The sequence below is a fragment of the Niallia laureatilytica genome (assembly GCF_046613985.1).
Lineage (GTDB): Bacteria > Bacillota > Bacilli > Bacillales > Cytobacillaceae > Niallia.
Genome location: NZ_JBKKHP010000002.1, coordinates 468,166 through 485,452, shown reverse-complemented (window position 1 = coordinate 485,452; position 17,287 = coordinate 468,166). Strand labels below are relative to the sequence as shown.

The following is a 17,287-nucleotide window of genomic DNA, read 5'->3' as shown; positions in this document are numbered from 1 at the left end:
GAAGCATTCTCTCTTTCTATAATCTTCTTCTATAATACCAATCTTTTACATGCATCCTCAAGTTAATTTTACTATATTAAGAAAACGAAAAAGGACAAACCCTAAGCTAGTTTCTTAGGATTTGCCCTTTTTCTTAAATAGATATCTTTACCTCTGCATTCATACCGAGCAGCACTTTTTTTGTCGGATTCTGAATGGAAATTTTCACTTGGACTTTTTGTGTCACTTTCGTATAATTCCCTGTTGCATTTTGCGAAGGCAATGCAGAAAAGACAGAGTTTGTCGCATAGCTGATATCTTCTATCTTTCCGTCAAACATTACATCTGAATCACCGTCCACGGTTATATCAACATTATCACCAATCTCAATGTCTTTTAATTCGGTTTCCTTAATATTCGCTAAAACATACATATGATCCATATCTGCTGTTTGAGCGAGCACCTGCCCTGCTTGAACAAGCTCATTTGCCTTTGCTTCATTTTTAATAATCGTTCCAGCCTCCATACTGTTTACGTTACTTGCAGTCTTCCCACTGCTTACCTTTCCTACTGATTCCTTTTTATTTATATCTTTTCCAGCTTCCCCGTTCCAGCTCGTTAGAACCCCTGAAGTTGGCGCCACAATCTCCGTAATATCTGCTGAAACGACAGCATCATCTGTTTTTACATAATTTTTGTTTTGATAATAAAAATAAGCTCCTAAAGCAATCAGACCTAATATAACAACAAGTCCGATGAAGTTTATTAATAATATTTTCCCTTTGCTCATCTGTTTCTCTCCAATCTTGATTAGACTCTAATGTTTTCCGCCTTGTGATTTACAGCTTCCTTTGACGGTTTTTGAACAAGTGATCTGCCCTTGCCTGTGGCAACTTTACCGATGGAAGAAAGCAGCATAATTACACCTAAAACTAGCAGTATTGTGAAAAGCTGATGGTAGGCTCCTAAAATAGCAGATTTTTTGGCATGAACAACGAGTTCATAAGATGCCAATGATTTTGCATCTGCAACAGAATTCCCCTGCCCCATTAAACGACGCGTCCAATTTGCCATTTCCAATTTAAACTCTGAACTGTCACTTTGCAGGCTCCAGCGAAGCATTTCATAATTGACGGCGTTTTGCTTTGTTAAAAACCATGCGAGTAACGGGGAAACAATGGCACCGGCAAAGTTACGCATAGAATGTAACGTGACAGACCGCATGGAGGCTTGGTGAATGTCTCCTGCAAGAGCAGTTCCTAATGCTCCACCCACTAATACCATGCTTACCCCCGCTCCTAGGCAGGCGACTTGAAAATATAATTCATGCAAGGAGGTTGCTGAATCAATCGTTCTCCATTGAATGCTTACGTAAATAACGGCAATTGAACCAATAATACCAAGGATACCTGCTCCTAATTTGTCATATAAAACCGTTTTTAGAACAGCTGTCACAACTATACCGACGAAAAACCAGAAATAAAAATGGGACAAGTATACAAACGGCAAATCTAAATTATTGCGTAAGAACCCATTAATACCAGCAATTGCAAAAACTAATGCCAGATGAGAAGCGATGGCCATGATTGTGCCTGAGATAGGCTTTGATGCCTTTAATGTTCTAAATGGCACTAATGGGGTTTCGGCCTTTCTATCAACAACAATAAATAGGCACATCAGTATGAAAGCTGCTAGTAAAAATGGCCAAACATAGATTGATGAAAAGCCTTTGTCCACTAAATTACATAATGGAACGGCAAGCACCGCTAGCAAAGCCGTCCATAGGAATATGCCTGTTTTGTCCTGTGGCAAATGCTCTTCTTTCTGCTCTAGCTTTGGCAAACCGAAAAAGCCAACCAATAAACACAGAACAGAAGCTATAACATTCAGCACAAACAGCCAGCGCCAAGCGCCGGCCTGTAAGGATACGGCTCCAAATAAAGCACCTAAAGCGCTAGCACCGAACAGACCTGTGATGATCATCAGCAAAAACGTGTTCCTGATTTTATTAGGAAACGACTTTAGACTGGCAGGCAAGATCGTTAAAAACAAAAATCCTGCACTGATTCCTTGGACAACCCTCCCGATGATAAGAAACAATAAATCTTCTGTAAGGACTGCCATAATGGAGCCAATCAGAAAAATAAATGTAAACAGCAAATAGTTCTTTCGTAAACCAAATTTCCTTGTCAACACTGGTCCTATAGGCACACCAAATGCAAACCCAAGATTAGATAAGGTCGAAGGCAGCAATAGGCTGCTTGTTCCAAGCTGCAAACCATTTTGTATCACACCTTGGTTTAATATATAAGAAAGATTGGAAAAATACTGTGAACCGATGGCGAATATTGTCAAGATGGAAATGATTAAATATGGAGGAACTGCCACCTTCTCTGATTCAGATGCAGATGTATTAACTTGCTGACTCATTTTCCCTCCCCCTTTTTGTGGTTATTTATATATTGTATACAACAAGTTGTATTATACAATATATAAATAAATAATCAATCTTTTTTTACGGCAGAAAAAAAGAGACTCTTTGTAAGAATCCCTTTTAATCTTGCCCCCACTTCTTAAAATCAGCATTAAGGCGACTAATTAATTTATCCAATTGGCCGATTTCTTCCTGTTTCCAGTCTTTTAAGATATCCCCATACACTGTACGGCGTGCCTTTTGCACTCGTTTTAGAACCTCAAGTCCTTCTTCTGTTATTTCAATCAGGCTTATCCGTCCATTATTCGCATCAGGGTATCTTTTAATATAAGCTTTCGTTTCGAGATTACTAACCTGTCTGCTGGCAGTTGAGATATTTAACAGCAGCTGGTGTGCTATTTCATTAATTCCAATCGGCCCTTTTTGCTGTAATTCACTTAATATTAAGTATTCGGATCGATCAAGACTCCCAAGCTTTGGATTGCTTGCCGTAATTAAACGAACCAGAAGTGCAACTTCATATTCTATCGACTGAAGTGAACTATTCATTTGCATCCTCCCCCTTTGAAGCTTCTCTTTACTATTTCTAATGTTTCCTTGATGATGCTGCCGAGATTATGTAGTAGCTGATAACTAATACAAGAATAGCACAGGTATACAGCAGTGTGTGCAATGGATTATCGTGGTAGACAATGATAAGTCTGACCATTGCAGTGATGCCGATATAAAGAAAGTATCTTAATGGAAAGTGATAGCTTTCTTGAAAATATTTCACTATGAGGGCAATAAACTCAAAGTACAAAAAGAACACCAATATTCTTTCAAGCAGTTCATAATTGCTGCTTATCTGATGGAGCTCCATTGCATGTCCGACAAAGTAAATGATTTCTTTGCATAATAAAACACTTAGCATTAACGCAAGCAAAATCAAGGAAATATTCAAAATTTGCTGCAAGATATTGGCAAGCAGCAAATGCTGTTTTTTTACTTGTTTTTTCTCTTTTTCCTTTCGAGACTCCAACAACACTCCTCCTAGCTTGAGGATAATTTCAAACGATTCTTTTATTTTATACATAAATTTATTTTTTTACTATGAGTTTACTGCAATTTTTATTTGGCTATAAAAAAAGAGGTTGAGATAAAACGAAAGATAACCAGTCTAAACACGATTAATAAGATTACAATTTGAAAAATAAAGCTTGTGACTAAATTACGGCTTTAAAATTAGTTCGTTTCATTGCGCTCCAGCCACTCGCTTTCCGCGGGGAGGAAGATGAGCCTCCTCGTCTTCGCCTGCGTAGTCTCATCCTTTCCTCTATTTCCCACAGGAGTTGAGTGTCCTCCGCTCCATTCCACTAAGATTTTTAATTAGTGTATTAAAACTAAAACACAAAAACCGATCTATTAATCAATACATGATTAAATAGATCGGTTTTTACACAAATTTACATACTTATGTCACTGCCTTTTTCATAAAACTTTATTCCATCCGAAACGATGCTGTTTGTGCTTTTTGCTTTTCCTTTCCGAAAAGGATTAGACATAGTAAGGCAACAATGGCGAAAATCGCATAAATAATAATGACATTGCCATAGCTCATCGCTTCTGCTAAAACGCCAAACAGTAAATAACCAACCGTGTTGCCGATTTGGGTAGAATTCATATACAGTGTTGTTGCCGTTCCTTGTGCTTGAGGAATAAAATCCTGAAAATAAGAAATGGCAATTCCTGAAGTAATGGAAACTTGTGCAGCACTTAATATTTGCAGTGGATAGATCTGCCAAGGTTCGCCAACAAAAAAGAATAGAGTAAAATAAATGGCAGCAATGCCAAAGCCTATCCTTATGAGCAGACTGTTATCAAGCTTTGTAGCCAAGATTCCGACAGCAATCATCATCGGTACTTCAAAAATCGGCGGCACACTGAATATTAATCCAACATCAAACTCGCTGCCACCAAGCACTTTAGTAACAAATTGCGGAGCATTCAACATATGAATTGATGTTGCCGCTGCTAAAAGCAAAGCAGCAGCCAAGTTTCCGAATATATGAGGCTTCCGGACATAAGAGCTCACCCCGGTAGGGACAGCCTTCTTTTCACCAACAATTTTCGGAATATCCTTCAAGAAAAGCAGTATTACAATCATTCCTATTCCATAGCTTGCTGCAACTAACAGAAACAATCCTTTGAAGTCTATTATTGCCAGCAGCCATGCTGCTGCTGCAGGTCCTACTGTCCAGGAAAGGGCAAAGAACATCCTGAAAACATTCATTACAAACGGCACCTGTTCTTTCGGAACATCAGAATGATACAGCGCCTCCCGCGCATAGGCCCACAGCTGCGGCACAGAGGCAGCTGCCGAACCAAGCAGAACAAAGGCTATCACTGCCAAAAAGAGATAATCCCGGACAAAGGCAAAGCCTATATAGCCGAGCATGCCTGTAAAGCTTGTAAATAATAAAATTTTCTTTCTGCTTAATTGTGCATCTGATTTTTTGGCAATGATGGTGCTGATTACGACACCGCCAATTGCCATAATTGTCATAAATACCCCAAATCCGATATTGCTCATTCCAACCTCATCAATTCCAAAAAGGGAAGAGAATGGGGCAAAAAATGACATAGATAAGCCAAATATGAAATTCGCTAAAAAAAGAATTGGAAATGATGGGATTCTCCACACAAACAACAGTTTTTTTATCATGATGATTTCCTCTCCTTTTTTCTATCAATACAGTTGTATTCAGTCTTTAGCAAACAAACATTGCTGCCATTTAGACAGCAATGTTATTTTGTAACTGCTAGAAGGAAGCAGTTAAAATATAATCAATATCTGCAAGCTCTTTCTCCGAAAAATCTAAGTTGTTCAGTGCTGCGACATTTTCTTCAACTTGGCTAACTCGGCTTGCACCGATGAGAGCAGAAGTAACTTTCCCATGGCGAAGAACCCATGCTAATGACATTTGAGCAAGGCTTTGACCGCGGTTTGATGCAATTTGATTCAATTTCATCACGCGATCTACCAACTCCTCGGTAACCTGGTCTTTCTTCAGGAAGCTTTGTGGTTTTGCAGCCCTTGAATTTTCCGGAATGCCGTTTGCGTATTTGCTTGTCAGCAAACCTTGTGCCAGCGGACAAAAGGCAATCGAACCAACACCGTTTTCTGCTAATACGTCTTGAAGCCCTGTTTCTATCCAGCGGTCCAAAAGAGAATATTTCGGCTGATGAATAAGCAGCGGAGTGCCAAGGCGATTGAGAATTTTGACTGCTTCTGCAGTCTGTTCTGCACTATAGTTAGAGATTCCAACATACATAGCTTTCCCTTGCCGAACAACGAGGTCAAGAGCCGACATCGTCTCCTCTAAAGGCGTATTTGGATCTGGACGATGCGAGTAAAAGATATCCACATACTCAAGTCCCAGTCTTTTCAAGCTTTGATCAAGACTGGAAACAAGATATTTTTTTGAGCCCCAGTCACCATATGGACCTGGCCACATATGATAGCCTGCCTTAGTGGAAATAACCATTTCATCCCGATATGGCGCAAAATCATCCTTTAACATTTTTCCGAACATCTCTTCCGCTGTTCCAGGCGGCGGCCCGTAATTATTTGCCAGGTCGAAATGGGTGATGCCCAAATCAAATGCTTTCCTTAAAATAGCCCGGCCATTTTCATATGTATCCACACCGCCAAAATTATGCCAAAGCCCTAAAGCGATGGCTGGGAGCAAAAGACCTGAGTTTCCAGCTCGATTATATTTCATCGATTCATAACGGTTTTCATTCGCTGTATACACCATTTCGTTATCTCCTTTTCGATTTAGTTTAAGACGGCTTGAAGCCATGTTTGTGCCATCAGCATATTTCCAGCTGTATTCATATGAACACCGTCTGTTGTCAGCACTTGGTGATTCTCTTTTTGAAGATATGCAATAAATGCTGTATGTGTTGGCACAAGCACGGCATTATAGCTTTCAGCCAGTTCCTGTACTGCTTTTACATATGGTATGAGCAGCCTGTTTCCTTGGGCATCTACATTCTCTTCGATTACAGTCGGCTCCATTAAAATGACTTTGGCATTTGTGCGGGCGCAAACTTGCTCAATCAAATTAGCATAAACTTCTTTAAATTGTTCTGGCGACAATGACTCTTGATGCGGGGAATCCAGCTGTCGCCATACATCATTGATGCCAATTGATATCGATACATAATCTGGCTTTAGATTCAGTACATCTGCTTCCCAGCGCTCCGCCAAATCAGGGACTCTATTGCCGCCAATCCCTTTATTGATGATTGTTGGGAGAGACTCTGGCCGATTAATCGCCATATAATCTCTAATATAACGGACATAGCTGAAACCAATCTGTTCCGGATCTTCATATCTGCCTGCTTCTGTAATGCTGTCACCAATGAACAGCAATAGATCCTTTTTGTTCAAGCTGACCAACCTCTTTCCCTCACAAAAGTTTAAGTGTTCTACATGTATATATTAATAGTTCAAACGCTTTCATCACATTGTTCGCACCAATACTAGCATTCTCTTATTCTATTTGCAAACCCTTTTTTTCTATTTACAAAAATTGAAAAACATGTTTTTTTTGTTGACAGCTAAGAAAGAGGACCCCCAATCAGGAATCCTCTTCATATTTATTCACGTTCTGCTTGGACAATGGCTGCTAAATTTGTTTTTTGACTTTCATTTAATCAAGTCAATTAATTTAGTATAGCTTTTGGCAAATGTCATTGCAGAGTGTTTCAGCTACCTTTGAGTCTTCAGAAAGGTTCGTCAAGCCAATTCTTTTTGCGATGTATTTTGTTGGAATACAACTCTTTCTCTTTTCTTGCCAGATTCATAGATAGCACAAATCATTTTTTGTGTTTTTAATGCATCTGTTCCCGTAATATCAGGTGCTGCTCCTGATTTTAGAGACTCATAGAAATTGTTGATTTGCTTGACATGACTTACACCCCAATAGCCCTTTGCACCATTATCATAATGGAATGTTTCTTGCGGATTATTGTCAGCGATAAACTCTCTGCCATCCATCAAACGAACAGTTGCACGGTCTGCAACCATTTTAGCAATTCCTTGTTCACAATGCAGCTCTATTTCCACAGGTGCATCATATGTGTAGTAATTGATGGCATGAAAAGCTGCTACAACATTGTTTTGAAAGGAAATTACTCCTTCAGCAGAATCCTCTACTTCAATTATTTCATGAGCTCTGTTGCTGATGGTTGCATCGACATATTTAATATCACTGTCAATGAACCATCTCATCAAATCTAATGTGTGAATCGCCTGGTCGATAATAACGCCGCCGCCTTCTTTCTCCCACGTACCTTTCCAATCACTTTTTTGATAATATTCATCAGAGCGGTCCCATGTTACTGATAATTTTCCTGATTTAATCGCACCCAATTCACCGTTTACAAGCATCCTCTTAATAAGCTGAGAGCCTGGATTATAACGATTCTGGAAAATAACGCCTAATGTTGTGCCATTTTCCTGATGTGCTGCTACCATCTCTTCTGCATCTTCTAAGCTGATAGACATCGGCTTTTCTGTCAGCACATGAATCTTTCTTTTTGCTGCAGCAATGGCAACAGGCGCATGCAAATGATGGGGCAGACAAATATGGATAACATCGAGAGACTCTTGCTCAAACATCTTTTCATAGTCTGTGTAGCTGGCACAATTATAAATGGCCGCTTTTGAATCTGCCCGGTCTTTTTTTACATCACAAACTGCAACAAGCTCAGCATCTTCTCTTGTTACGATTGATTGTGCATGCATCGGAAAAATATTGCCACACCCTACGATCCCTACTTTATATGAAGTCATGCTTAAATCCTCCTAAATTGGTATTTATGCCCACCACATTTGAGATGGTGCTTCTTCGATAACAACTGACTTAAGTGTTGATACAGCTCTTGCCAGTCCTTCACGGATAGACATAAGTGGATCCTCATGCTCGATACTGACAACATAGTCATAGCCGTATGTGCGCAATGCACTCATCATATCAGACCATTCTGCAGCACTATGGCCGCAGCCGACAGACCGGAAAGTCCACGCCCTTGACTGTACATTTCCGTATGGCTGCATATCTGTCAATCCATACATATTCGCATTATCCTGGTCGATATACGTATCTTTAGCATGGAAATGATGGATTGCATTTGCTTTTGCCAATATTTTAATGGCTCCCACAGGATCAATGCCCTGCCACCATAAGTGGCTTGGATCAAGGTTGGCGCCGATTGCATCACATGTTTCTTCGCGCAGCTTCAAAAGTGTGTATGGAGTATGAACTAAGAATCCGCCATGCAGTTCAAGACCAATTTTCACATTGTGATCACTTGCGTACTGTCCTACTTCCTTCCAGTAAGGAATCAGCTTTTCCTCCCATTGCCATGTTTTCACATCACTGTATTCAGTTGGCCATGGAGTGACTGGCCAATTCGGAAACTTCGCTCCTTCATGATCACCAGCTGTTCCAGAGAAGCAATTAACAACAGGCACATTTAGAAGGGAGGCAAGCTTGATTGTTTTCATCAAAGTTTCATGAGATTTCAACGCGAACTCCTTCTCAGGAGAAATTGGGTTGCCGTGACAACTGAACGCACTTATCATTAATCCTCTGTCTTCGACTTTCTTTATATATTCCTGCCTCTTTGTTTCATCCTCCAGCAATGTGTCCAAATCACAGTGTGCATTGCCCGGATAGCCTCCTGTGCCGATTTCAACAGCCTGCAGGCCGGCTTCCTTTACTGCATCAAGCATTTCTTCAAACGATTTATCTGCAAACAGGACTGTAAAGACTCCTAGTTTCATTGCCATTCTCTCCTTCTAATCTATATATTTTATTGAATTATTGTTGCGATTTGCTTTGTCTCTTTTGATTTAATCGCACCTAATATAACTTCCAGAGATTTTTTGCCTTCTTCTCCTGTAATCAAAGGTTCACTGTCCGTTAGAATGGAAGCGACAAAATGATCAATCACACCTGTTGCATTTTGGCCGCCTTCATCATTTGATTGGATTTTACCAAGCTCATAGTTTACGGTTTCCCCATTAGCATACTGCACGATTAAAGAGTATTGAGGATGATCTTCCAATCTTAAGATTGCCTTCTCACCGTAAATCACCGTCGAGTTATCTTCTTTGCTCGTGTAAGCCCAGCTTGCCGCCAATGTTCCGATTACTCCGCTTTCTGTCTTCAATACGCACACAGCATTATCATCCACATCGGCAAAATCCTTCGCATTTGTTTCCACAAAGGCTCCAACCTCAACGAATTCCTCCCCTAGAATATAGCGGAGAAGGTCTGTTTTATGAACACCTAAGTCTCCCATTGCGCCAATGAATGCTTTTTCTTTCTGGAAGAACCAGCTTCCCTTGCCGTCCACGCTCCATTGCTCCGGACCACCATGGCCGAATGCTGTGCGGAAACTGTATAATTTGCCAATTTCACCTGATTTAATTAGTTCACGAGCTTTTTGATGTGATTTTACAAAACGCTGATTATGCCCGATCATTAACTTTTTTCCGCTCTTTTTGGCTGCTTCTATCATTTGGGCTGCTTCTTCAGATGAGGTTGCCATCGGCTTTTCGCACAGCACATGTTTGCCTGCATTCAATGCAGCAACAGAAATTGGTGCATGCAGATAGTTTGGTGTACATACACTTACCGCATCGATTTCTGCAACAGCAAGAAGCTCTGTATAATCTGTATATGCTTTTGCACCATATTTTTTGCCAATCTCAAGAGCGCGCTCCTCATTAATATCACAAACAGCGACTATCTCCACATTCTTATTCCAGCTGTATTCAGGCAGATGCCTGTGCTGAGCGATGCTCCCGCAGCCAATTACACCAATTTTTAATGTACTCATGTTTTTTTCCCCCTATGATTTTTTTCTATAACTTTTCTAAAGGCTGACTGTTCCCGTATACAGGACGTGTTCTGGCAACCGGCTTCGCCCAGTTCACTGCATTAATGATGACTTGTTGAATGTCTTTCTGATGATATGTAGGATACGTTTCATGTCCCGGTCTGAAATAAAATATTTTTCCGTTCCCTCTTTGGTATGTACAGCCGCTTCTGAACACTTCTCCGCCTGTAAACCAGCTTGTAAAAATCAGCTCATCTGGTGCTGGGATATCAAAATGCTCGCCATACATCTCCTCTTTTTCTAGCTCGATATATTCACCGATTCCTTCAGCAATCGGATGACTTGGAGCAACTACCCACAGCCTTTCCTTATCATCCGCTTCTCTCCACTTCAAATCACAGCTTGTTCCCATTAGCTTTTTGAATATTTTCGAAAAATGGCCGGAGTGCAAGACGATAAGTCCCATTCCATCTAGAACACGCTTATGCACTTTTTCTACAATTTCGTCCTTTACTTCTCCATGCGCAATATGCCCCCACCAGACAAGAACATCTGTGTTTTCCAGCACCTCATCTGTCAGGCCGTGCTCCGGATCATCCAAGGTTGCCGTTTTTGTATCAAAGCCTGCATTTTTTAGAACGCTGTCAATACAGCCGTGTATACCATCAGGGTAAATTTCCGCTACAACAGGATTTATTTTTTCATGGCGATTTTCGTTCCATATAGTTATCAAGTTAGCCACACTCCAATACCGATTTATGGTATCATTATAAAAAATGAAAGCGATTTAATAAATGCTCAAAATTGGCTTCTTTTTATTCAATTGTGTCATTTATCGAAAATAAAAAAATACACTTCCATAATGGATGATGCATTTATATCTTTTGTCGGGGGTCTTAGAGAATGGTTAAAAATACATATGAAGAACCTGTTAATGAAGTGGTTCATTATGAAAATCCGTTATTATCTTTAAAGGTTTGGGAAATTAATGATGAGCCGGATTATACTGCGCTTATCGAGCAGGAGACATGGCATTTTCATAAGGAAGTCGAATTTCTCGCAATCATGGAGGGCAATTTAGCGATTCAGCACCAATATCAATCCACTGTGATTGGAAGTGGGGACACTTATATTATGGGTGCATCCCAGCCCCACCGGACATGTAAACCTTCTAAAGGAAATCTGCGCTATATTGTGTTTCAAGTAGACTTAGTGAAGCATTTTGACCAGAGCATCCTGCCCTATTTGCATTGCTTTTCTGAGGTCACAACACCGCTGCAGCATTTAAATTATATTTTTGAAAAAAATGAACAAGTAAAAAAACAGGTATACAGCCTGATTATGGAGATTTATATGGAGGCACAGCAAAAGGAAAAAGGATATGAGATTGCCATCAATTCGGCCATAAAAAAGCTTTTGCTGCTGCTCATTAGAAACGACGAGCAAAATTTGCTGAAATTTGCCGATGCGGAAAGCTTCACCCGGCTAAAGCCAGTGCTAGATTATATTGAAGATCATCTAAAAGATAAGCTTTTTGTCGAGGAAGCCTGCTCTATCTTAAACTTAAGCTATCACTATTTCATTAAGTATTTCAAAAAAAGCATGGGAATTTCCTTTATAGACTATGTGAATCTTAAACGAATTAAAAGAGCAGAGCTGCTGCTGTTAACAAGTGAAAAAAGCATTATGGAAATCAGTTTTGATGTTGGCATAAGCAATATTGCCCAGTTTTATAAGCTGTTCAAACGTCATAATCTCTGCTCTCCAAAGGAATATCGTCTTCGCATGCAGCAAAATGCTGCAGTTTAAACAAAAAGAAATTTAAGCATATCTTAAGCTTTCCTCTCTACTATTAATACGGATTTATCTATACTACTAGATTCCGAATTTTTATTAGAAGGGAAGTTTTTTTATGTCCATATCAGTAAGTAATGCTTCTGCTTATTTGCAAATGCTGCAAAAATCAGCAGTGCAAACAGTCACTGCTCAAGATGACTCTATCGCTTCATTCCAAGATATGCTCACAGCAAGCAGCCAAGGAAGCGAGGTGCCCGTCACAAGCACAAAGGACTTACCAGCATTAACAACTGAACAAAAAACAGCATTTCTAAAAAATATGCAACCGAAGGCAGAAGAGAGCGGCAGCTTGACAGATACTACCCTGCAAGACAGCTTGCAAACAGCATATACAACCATCAGCAGTCTCTTATCAGAATTTGACACAGAAGAAAGTACAGAAGACGAAATCTCCTCCCTTTTTGAACAAGTATCAGACACTTTGGAAAGTGCTAAGCCTCAAAGGGTGATGTCTATAGGAACAATGCCTCCACCAGTGATTTCACAAATGAGCGAGGAATACACTGTTGCCCAGATGAGTCAATTCCTTTCCAATATAATCAGCAGCTTAAACACGGAGGATACTGCGGAAGCTTCCATTATTACAGATTCATTATCTAGTGATCTGTCTGGCCAGCTTGCAGGCTTCGATTTAGAATCGGCCTCGGATGAACAGATTGCTAACATTTTCGAGAGCATACTGCAAGAACTAAATGAAGAGCAGAGCAATGCTGACAGTTCATCAAGTGTTACTAGTGAAACTATCTCTGAAGCCTTCCCAAACAGTATACAGCTGTCTGGAAGCTCACTGCCTCCCTTTAACTGGAAGCCAGGTTCAAGCACGAATACTACAGCAACGAGCAGTGCTTCTATTAGCACTTCTTTCTATTAATAATGCAAAGAAAGCGGGTGGCATTTATTGTCACCCTTTCGTTATCACCTTTTTGTGCTAGGTGAATAGCCTATAACAAAAAAGGGGGCGGTGATTTATCTTGCATTTACCTGATATCCTCGCTGGACCAATCTTAAGAAGAACAGAAAGCAAAGAGCTGTACTGCTGGATTGCATTAAGCAAGCCAATGGAAGCAAGAACCGAAGTGTTTGCTGTTCAGCAGTCTAATGATGCTTGCTTTCTAGAACGTATAAGTTCTCATAGTGAAACAACCCTTGTCAAAATGGGAAAAAACTTATTTATATATTTAATGAAGGCTGAACCAACAGAAGGAAGCTTTCCAACAGGACAGCTGCTTGGCTATAATGTATTTTTTAGCGATGGAAGCAAAGAATGGCATCTTGGTGACTACCAAATGCTTGATTCACATAATCCGTATTCCATTGTATACGGTGACTATCCATTGCCTTCTTTTTTTATTCCTGAAAATAAAAGCACCTTTATGTACGGATCTTGCCAAAAGCTGCATGGCACAGGCAATGATGCATTAATTAAAGGAGACAGCCTGCTTACAGAATTCTGGTCTGATTTACAAGTAAGGCCATCCTCTCTCTTCCTTCTTGGAGATCAAATCTATGCTGATGATGTCGCAGACCCAATCACGCCATTCATTCAAAGTCTTGGAGAAATATTGATCGGCAAGAAGGAACCTCTCCAAGATTTAGGTGTGGAGCTTGACCAAAAATACAGCACTAAAATGTATCAAGTGAACGGTCGTGGGGAACTGACAAAAGAGCTGTGCGGCTTTACCTCCAGAAAAGCAGCAAATCATTTGTTATCGTTAGGGGAATATGCAGCGATGTACCTTTTGAGCTGGAGTCCCGCTCTTTGGCAAGCAGCCGGACAAAAAGCAGCAATCCCTAATTTGGATCATCTGTTAGCTGAAAATAAGTATTTTGTCGACAAATCATTACAGTCAGACAAAGCTTTGCACACAAAACGGAAAGAATATGAAGAACAATCCAAAAGCCTGATACAATTTGCAGCATCCACCCCTCATATTCGCAGAGTGTTGGCCAACATGTCTGTTTATATGATCTTTGATGATCATGATATAACAGATGACTGGAACATTTCCGCTGACTGGATGGAAAATGTTTGGTCTGCCCCTCTTGGCCGTCATTCCGTCGCAAATGGACTGACCGCCTACTGGGCTTTCCAAGGCTGGGGCAATGCACCTGATTCTTTTTCTGCCCCTTTTTTAGCTGTTGTTAATTCCCGTCTTCAAGGCTTAAATTATAAAACAACTCCATATGAGAATTGGATTTCTGCAATGTGGACCTATGCCAACTGGCATTATACGATCCCGTCTACTCCAATTACACTTGTCCTCGATACTAGAACACAGCGCTTCTATCCTGACACAAAACAACGGATGATTACACCATTCCTTACCAGCCGGACAAACGGCCCCAATCTGATTAACAAGGACGCATGGGACCAGCTTGAATCAAGCCTTAATGAATCTGGCTGGCAAGAAGGGGAACCTCTTATCCTTTTGTCTGCAACTCCTTTATACGGCGTCGACCTGATTGAGACTTTCTTAAAAAAGATTGTCCTGCCTGTTTCAAAAAATATCCCAAAACTGCAGGAGGCAATGGACTTAGAATGGTGGAAATTCAACAGTCGCGGTTTCCATGAATTTCATACAAGAATAGCTAAGTGGAACCCTTCTGAGTGTGTTATTCTTTCTGGTGATGCACATATGGCTTTCGCCTTAAAATCGGAGGTCGAGTTTTTTCCTCATGACAAGAGAACTATTCACCAATACACAAGCAGTCCGATTAAAAATGAATCATTTCGCGGACTGGCCAATCTTGCAATCAAAGGATCTTTATTCTTAAGCAATCAAGTTATCAAAAAGAATATTACGCATCGTTATTATGATCACAGTCAACTCTTGAGTGAGGGAGAACCAAGCACAGCTTGTATATGGAAGGAAACAATCCGACATGAGACGTTAGAAAATGGCTTTCTCATTAAGACGACTAACAATATTGGTCTGATTGAATTTACAGGCTGCGAAATTAATAACAGCTTTTTATAGGATGGAAGCCGTATGAAACATCTTCGTCCTGATGTTTCATACGGCTGCTTTTACCTATTCGTATAGCCTATTCTCTTTAATATAGCTGTAGCAGGAGTCTGGCAGTAAATAGCGCGGTTCTCCGCCCATTGCCAATTCCTCGCGAATGTAGGTAGAGCTGATTTCCATAGCCAGCCCTTTATCAAGAAGGTGAAATGTCGTACCATCATCATTATTTCTTAAAATAGGCGAGTGACTTATTGCCTGCAGCATATCAATGCCGTTTCTTGCCATTACAATGAACTTATTTTCTGAAATTAGCTCCTCGCCCTTCGTCCACTTTCCTTTGCCGATATCAACGAGCAAATCTGCACCCATAATAAAGTAAATATCATCTTCAGGAAATACTTCTTTAAAGTGATTCAACGTGTTATACGTATAAATATTCCACGCCTCTTGTTTCATTTCATAATCATCTGCGACAAATTTAGGATTGTTATCAATTGCAAGCTCCAGCATCCTCCAGCGATGCTGATCTTCAACATGTAACTGTTTGTCACGACGCTTGCTTGAGCAAGGCAGGAAAATAACTTTATCAAGCTTACAGCGATGTGCGACAGTGCTCGCCGTCCACAAATGGACATTCGTGACAGGATCAAAAGATGACCCATATATTCCGATTTTCCCCATTGTAAAGCTCTCCCTTCCTTACAAACTGTTTTCGACTTCCTCTTGCACTTTTTTGATAAGTGTCATTTTATTGTTCCAGCATTCCTGGCTGAGATCAACAGGATATTCCTCTGGATTCAACATCCGCTTGTACTCATCCCAAAATAGCTTCAGACTGCTCTTCGCATAGCTTTGCACTTCTTGGAGAGGCGGAAGTTCATAGCAGACTTCTCCTTCTTTGACAACAGCTACATGAAGTTCCTTAGCTGTATAATCTGTCACAAATTTGCTTATATATGTGTGAACTGGGTGGAACATTTTCAGTCTTTCTTTGTGCACCTCTTCTTTAGCAAGAGCAATATAGTCCCCTTCTGCATGGCCGTTTCCATTATTAATGATTCGGTACAGTCTTTTTTCCCCTGGTGTAGTCACTTTTTCAGGATTAGCTGATATTTTTATCGTATCTGTCATCTGTCCATTCGCTTCCTCAATACATACAAGCTTGTAAACACCGCCTAATGCGGCTTGATCGTATGCGGTAATAAGCTTTGTCCCGATTCCCCACACATCGATTCTTGCTCCTTGCGCCTTAACATTCATGATTGTTTTTTCATCAAGATCGTTTGAAGCAATGATTTGTGTATCTTTGAACCCTGCATCATCAAGAAGCTTTCTGGCCTGTTTTGATAAATACGCTAAATCACCGCTGTCTAATCTTATTCCCTTAAAGTTTATGCGGCCTGCAAATTCCTTTGCTACTTTAATCGCATTAGGCACACCTGAACGCAAGGTGTCATAAGTGTCTACTAAGAAGACACAATCCTTGTGACTGCTGGCATAGCTTTTGAAAGCTTTGTATTCGTCCCGGTATGCTTGCACAAGTGCATGAGCATGAGTTCCGGCAATTGGAATATCAAAAAGTTTTCCTGCTCTGACATTGCTTGTTGCCGAAAACCCGCCGATATAGGCTGCTCTAGTACCCCATAAAGCAGCATCAAGCTCATGTGCTCTTCTTGTGCCGAATTCCATTGCAGTATCTTCTCCAATGACCATCTTAATGCGGGAGGCCTTTGTCGCAATCAACGTTTGATAGTTTACGATATTCAAGAGAATTGTTTCTAAAAGCTGAGCTTCTGCCAAAGGGGCCTCCACTCTCAGCAGCGGTTCATTTCCAAAGACAATTTCCCCCTCTTTCATCGAGTAAATATCACCAGTAAAGCTTAGCTTGCTGAGATAGCTTAAAAAATCTTCTGCATAGCCGTATTCTCGCAAATATTGAATGTCTGTATCAGAGAAATGAAAGTTTTTAATAACTTGTAAAACCCGCTCGAGCCCTGCAAAGACTGCATAGCCATTACCAAAAGGAAGCTTGCGGAAGTACATTTCAAACACTGCCTTTTGTTCATGGATATTATCCTTCCAATATGTTTCCACCATGTTGATTTGATATAAGTCTGTATGCAGCATTAAACTGTCATCTGAATATTTCATT

At 40.4% G+C, this 17,287-nt stretch carries 16 protein-coding genes; 3 read left to right on the top strand and 13 right to left on the bottom strand.

The genetic code is table 11. From position 1 onward, the window contains the following. Positions 1-133: 133 nt before the first annotated feature. The 11 genes from ACLIJJ_RS07490 to ACLIJJ_RS07440 form a co-directional block, all read right to left on the bottom strand. A complete protein-coding gene (locus ACLIJJ_RS07490; protein WP_285109845.1) occupies positions 134-769 on the bottom strand; it encodes a biotin/lipoyl-containing protein in 636 nt (211 codons plus the stop codon). A 20-nt stretch (positions 770-789) separates the two neighbouring features. Next, a complete protein-coding gene (locus ACLIJJ_RS07485) occupies positions 790-2,409 on the bottom strand; it encodes an MFS transporter (RefSeq protein WP_285109844.1) in 1,620 nt (539 codons plus the stop codon). Between the two features lie 124 nt (positions 2,410-2,533). Next, positions 2,534-2,962 (bottom strand): MarR family winged helix-turn-helix transcriptional regulator, encoded by a 429-nt coding sequence (locus tag ACLIJJ_RS07480; protein ID WP_233317776.1) that lies wholly within the window; start codon positions 2,960-2,962, stop codon positions 2,534-2,536. A 37-nt stretch (positions 2,963-2,999) separates the two neighbouring features. Next, complete coding sequence (gene psiE / locus ACLIJJ_RS07475) at positions 3,000-3,440, bottom strand: phosphate-starvation-inducible protein PsiE (RefSeq protein WP_396953772.1); 441 nt, start codon at positions 3,438-3,440, stop codon at positions 3,000-3,002. 453 nt (positions 3,441-3,893) lie between these two features. Then, positions 3,894-5,117: a sugar efflux transporter gene (locus tag ACLIJJ_RS07470; RefSeq protein WP_233317783.1), complete on the bottom strand. Its 1,224-nt coding sequence runs from the start codon at positions 5,115-5,117 to the stop codon at positions 3,894-3,896. Positions 5,118-5,214: 97 nt separating this feature from the next. Continuing rightward, entirely contained in the window at positions 5,215-6,213 is a 999-nt protein-coding gene (mgrA, locus tag ACLIJJ_RS07465) for an L-glyceraldehyde 3-phosphate reductase (RefSeq protein ID WP_411410733.1), read from the bottom strand. A 20-nt stretch (positions 6,214-6,233) separates the two neighbouring features. Beyond that, positions 6,234-6,851 (bottom strand): SGNH/GDSL hydrolase family protein, encoded by a 618-nt coding sequence (locus ACLIJJ_RS07460; RefSeq protein ID WP_285109843.1) that lies wholly within the window; start codon positions 6,849-6,851, stop codon positions 6,234-6,236. Positions 6,852-7,199: 348 nt separating this feature from the next. Next, positions 7,200-8,258: a Gfo/Idh/MocA family protein gene (locus ACLIJJ_RS07455; RefSeq protein WP_233317789.1), complete on the bottom strand. Its 1,059-nt coding sequence runs from the start codon at positions 8,256-8,258 to the stop codon at positions 7,200-7,202. Between the two features lie 24 nt (positions 8,259-8,282). Next, on the bottom strand, positions 8,283-9,251 hold the full coding sequence (locus ACLIJJ_RS07450) for a sugar phosphate isomerase/epimerase family protein (protein ID WP_237941105.1): 969 nt from the start codon (positions 9,249-9,251) through the stop codon (positions 8,283-8,285). Positions 9,252-9,280: 29 nt separating this feature from the next. Further along, entirely contained in the window at positions 9,281-10,312 is a 1,032-nt protein-coding gene (locus tag ACLIJJ_RS07445) for a Gfo/Idh/MocA family protein (RefSeq protein ID WP_285109841.1), read from the bottom strand. 25 nt (positions 10,313-10,337) lie between these two features. After that, complete coding sequence (locus ACLIJJ_RS07440) at positions 10,338-11,045, bottom strand: ThuA domain-containing protein (RefSeq protein ID WP_267913468.1); 708 nt, start codon at positions 11,043-11,045, stop codon at positions 10,338-10,340. Positions 11,046-11,215: 170 nt separating this feature from the next. On the opposite strand from ACLIJJ_RS07440, the gene ACLIJJ_RS07435 reads away from it, so the two are divergent. From ACLIJJ_RS07435 to ACLIJJ_RS07425, 3 genes are all read left to right on the top strand, one after another. Beyond that, complete coding sequence (locus tag ACLIJJ_RS07435) at positions 11,216-12,121, top strand: AraC family transcriptional regulator (protein ID WP_233317801.1); 906 nt, start codon at positions 11,216-11,218, stop codon at positions 12,119-12,121. A 103-nt stretch (positions 12,122-12,224) separates the two neighbouring features. Then, complete coding sequence (locus ACLIJJ_RS07430) at positions 12,225-13,040, top strand: hypothetical protein (RefSeq protein ID WP_251644642.1); 816 nt, start codon at positions 12,225-12,227, stop codon at positions 13,038-13,040. Between the two features lie 100 nt (positions 13,041-13,140). Next, on the top strand, positions 13,141-15,147 hold the full coding sequence (locus ACLIJJ_RS07425) for a metallophosphoesterase family protein (protein ID WP_411410732.1): 2,007 nt from the start codon (positions 13,141-13,143) through the stop codon (positions 15,145-15,147). 54 nt (positions 15,148-15,201) lie between these two features. On the opposite strand, the gene nadD is transcribed toward ACLIJJ_RS07425, so the two are convergent. Both nadD and ACLIJJ_RS07415 read right to left on the bottom strand, forming a co-directional pair. Further along, on the bottom strand, positions 15,202-15,816 hold the full coding sequence (gene nadD, locus ACLIJJ_RS07420) for a nicotinate (nicotinamide) nucleotide adenylyltransferase (RefSeq protein ID WP_233317811.1): 615 nt from the start codon (positions 15,814-15,816) through the stop codon (positions 15,202-15,204). An 18-nt stretch (positions 15,817-15,834) separates the two neighbouring features. Then, positions 15,835-17,286, bottom strand: coding sequence for a nicotinate phosphoribosyltransferase (locus tag ACLIJJ_RS07415; protein WP_233317814.1), 1,452 nt, complete (start codon positions 17,284-17,286; stop codon positions 15,835-15,837). Position 17,287: the final 1 nt, after the last annotated feature.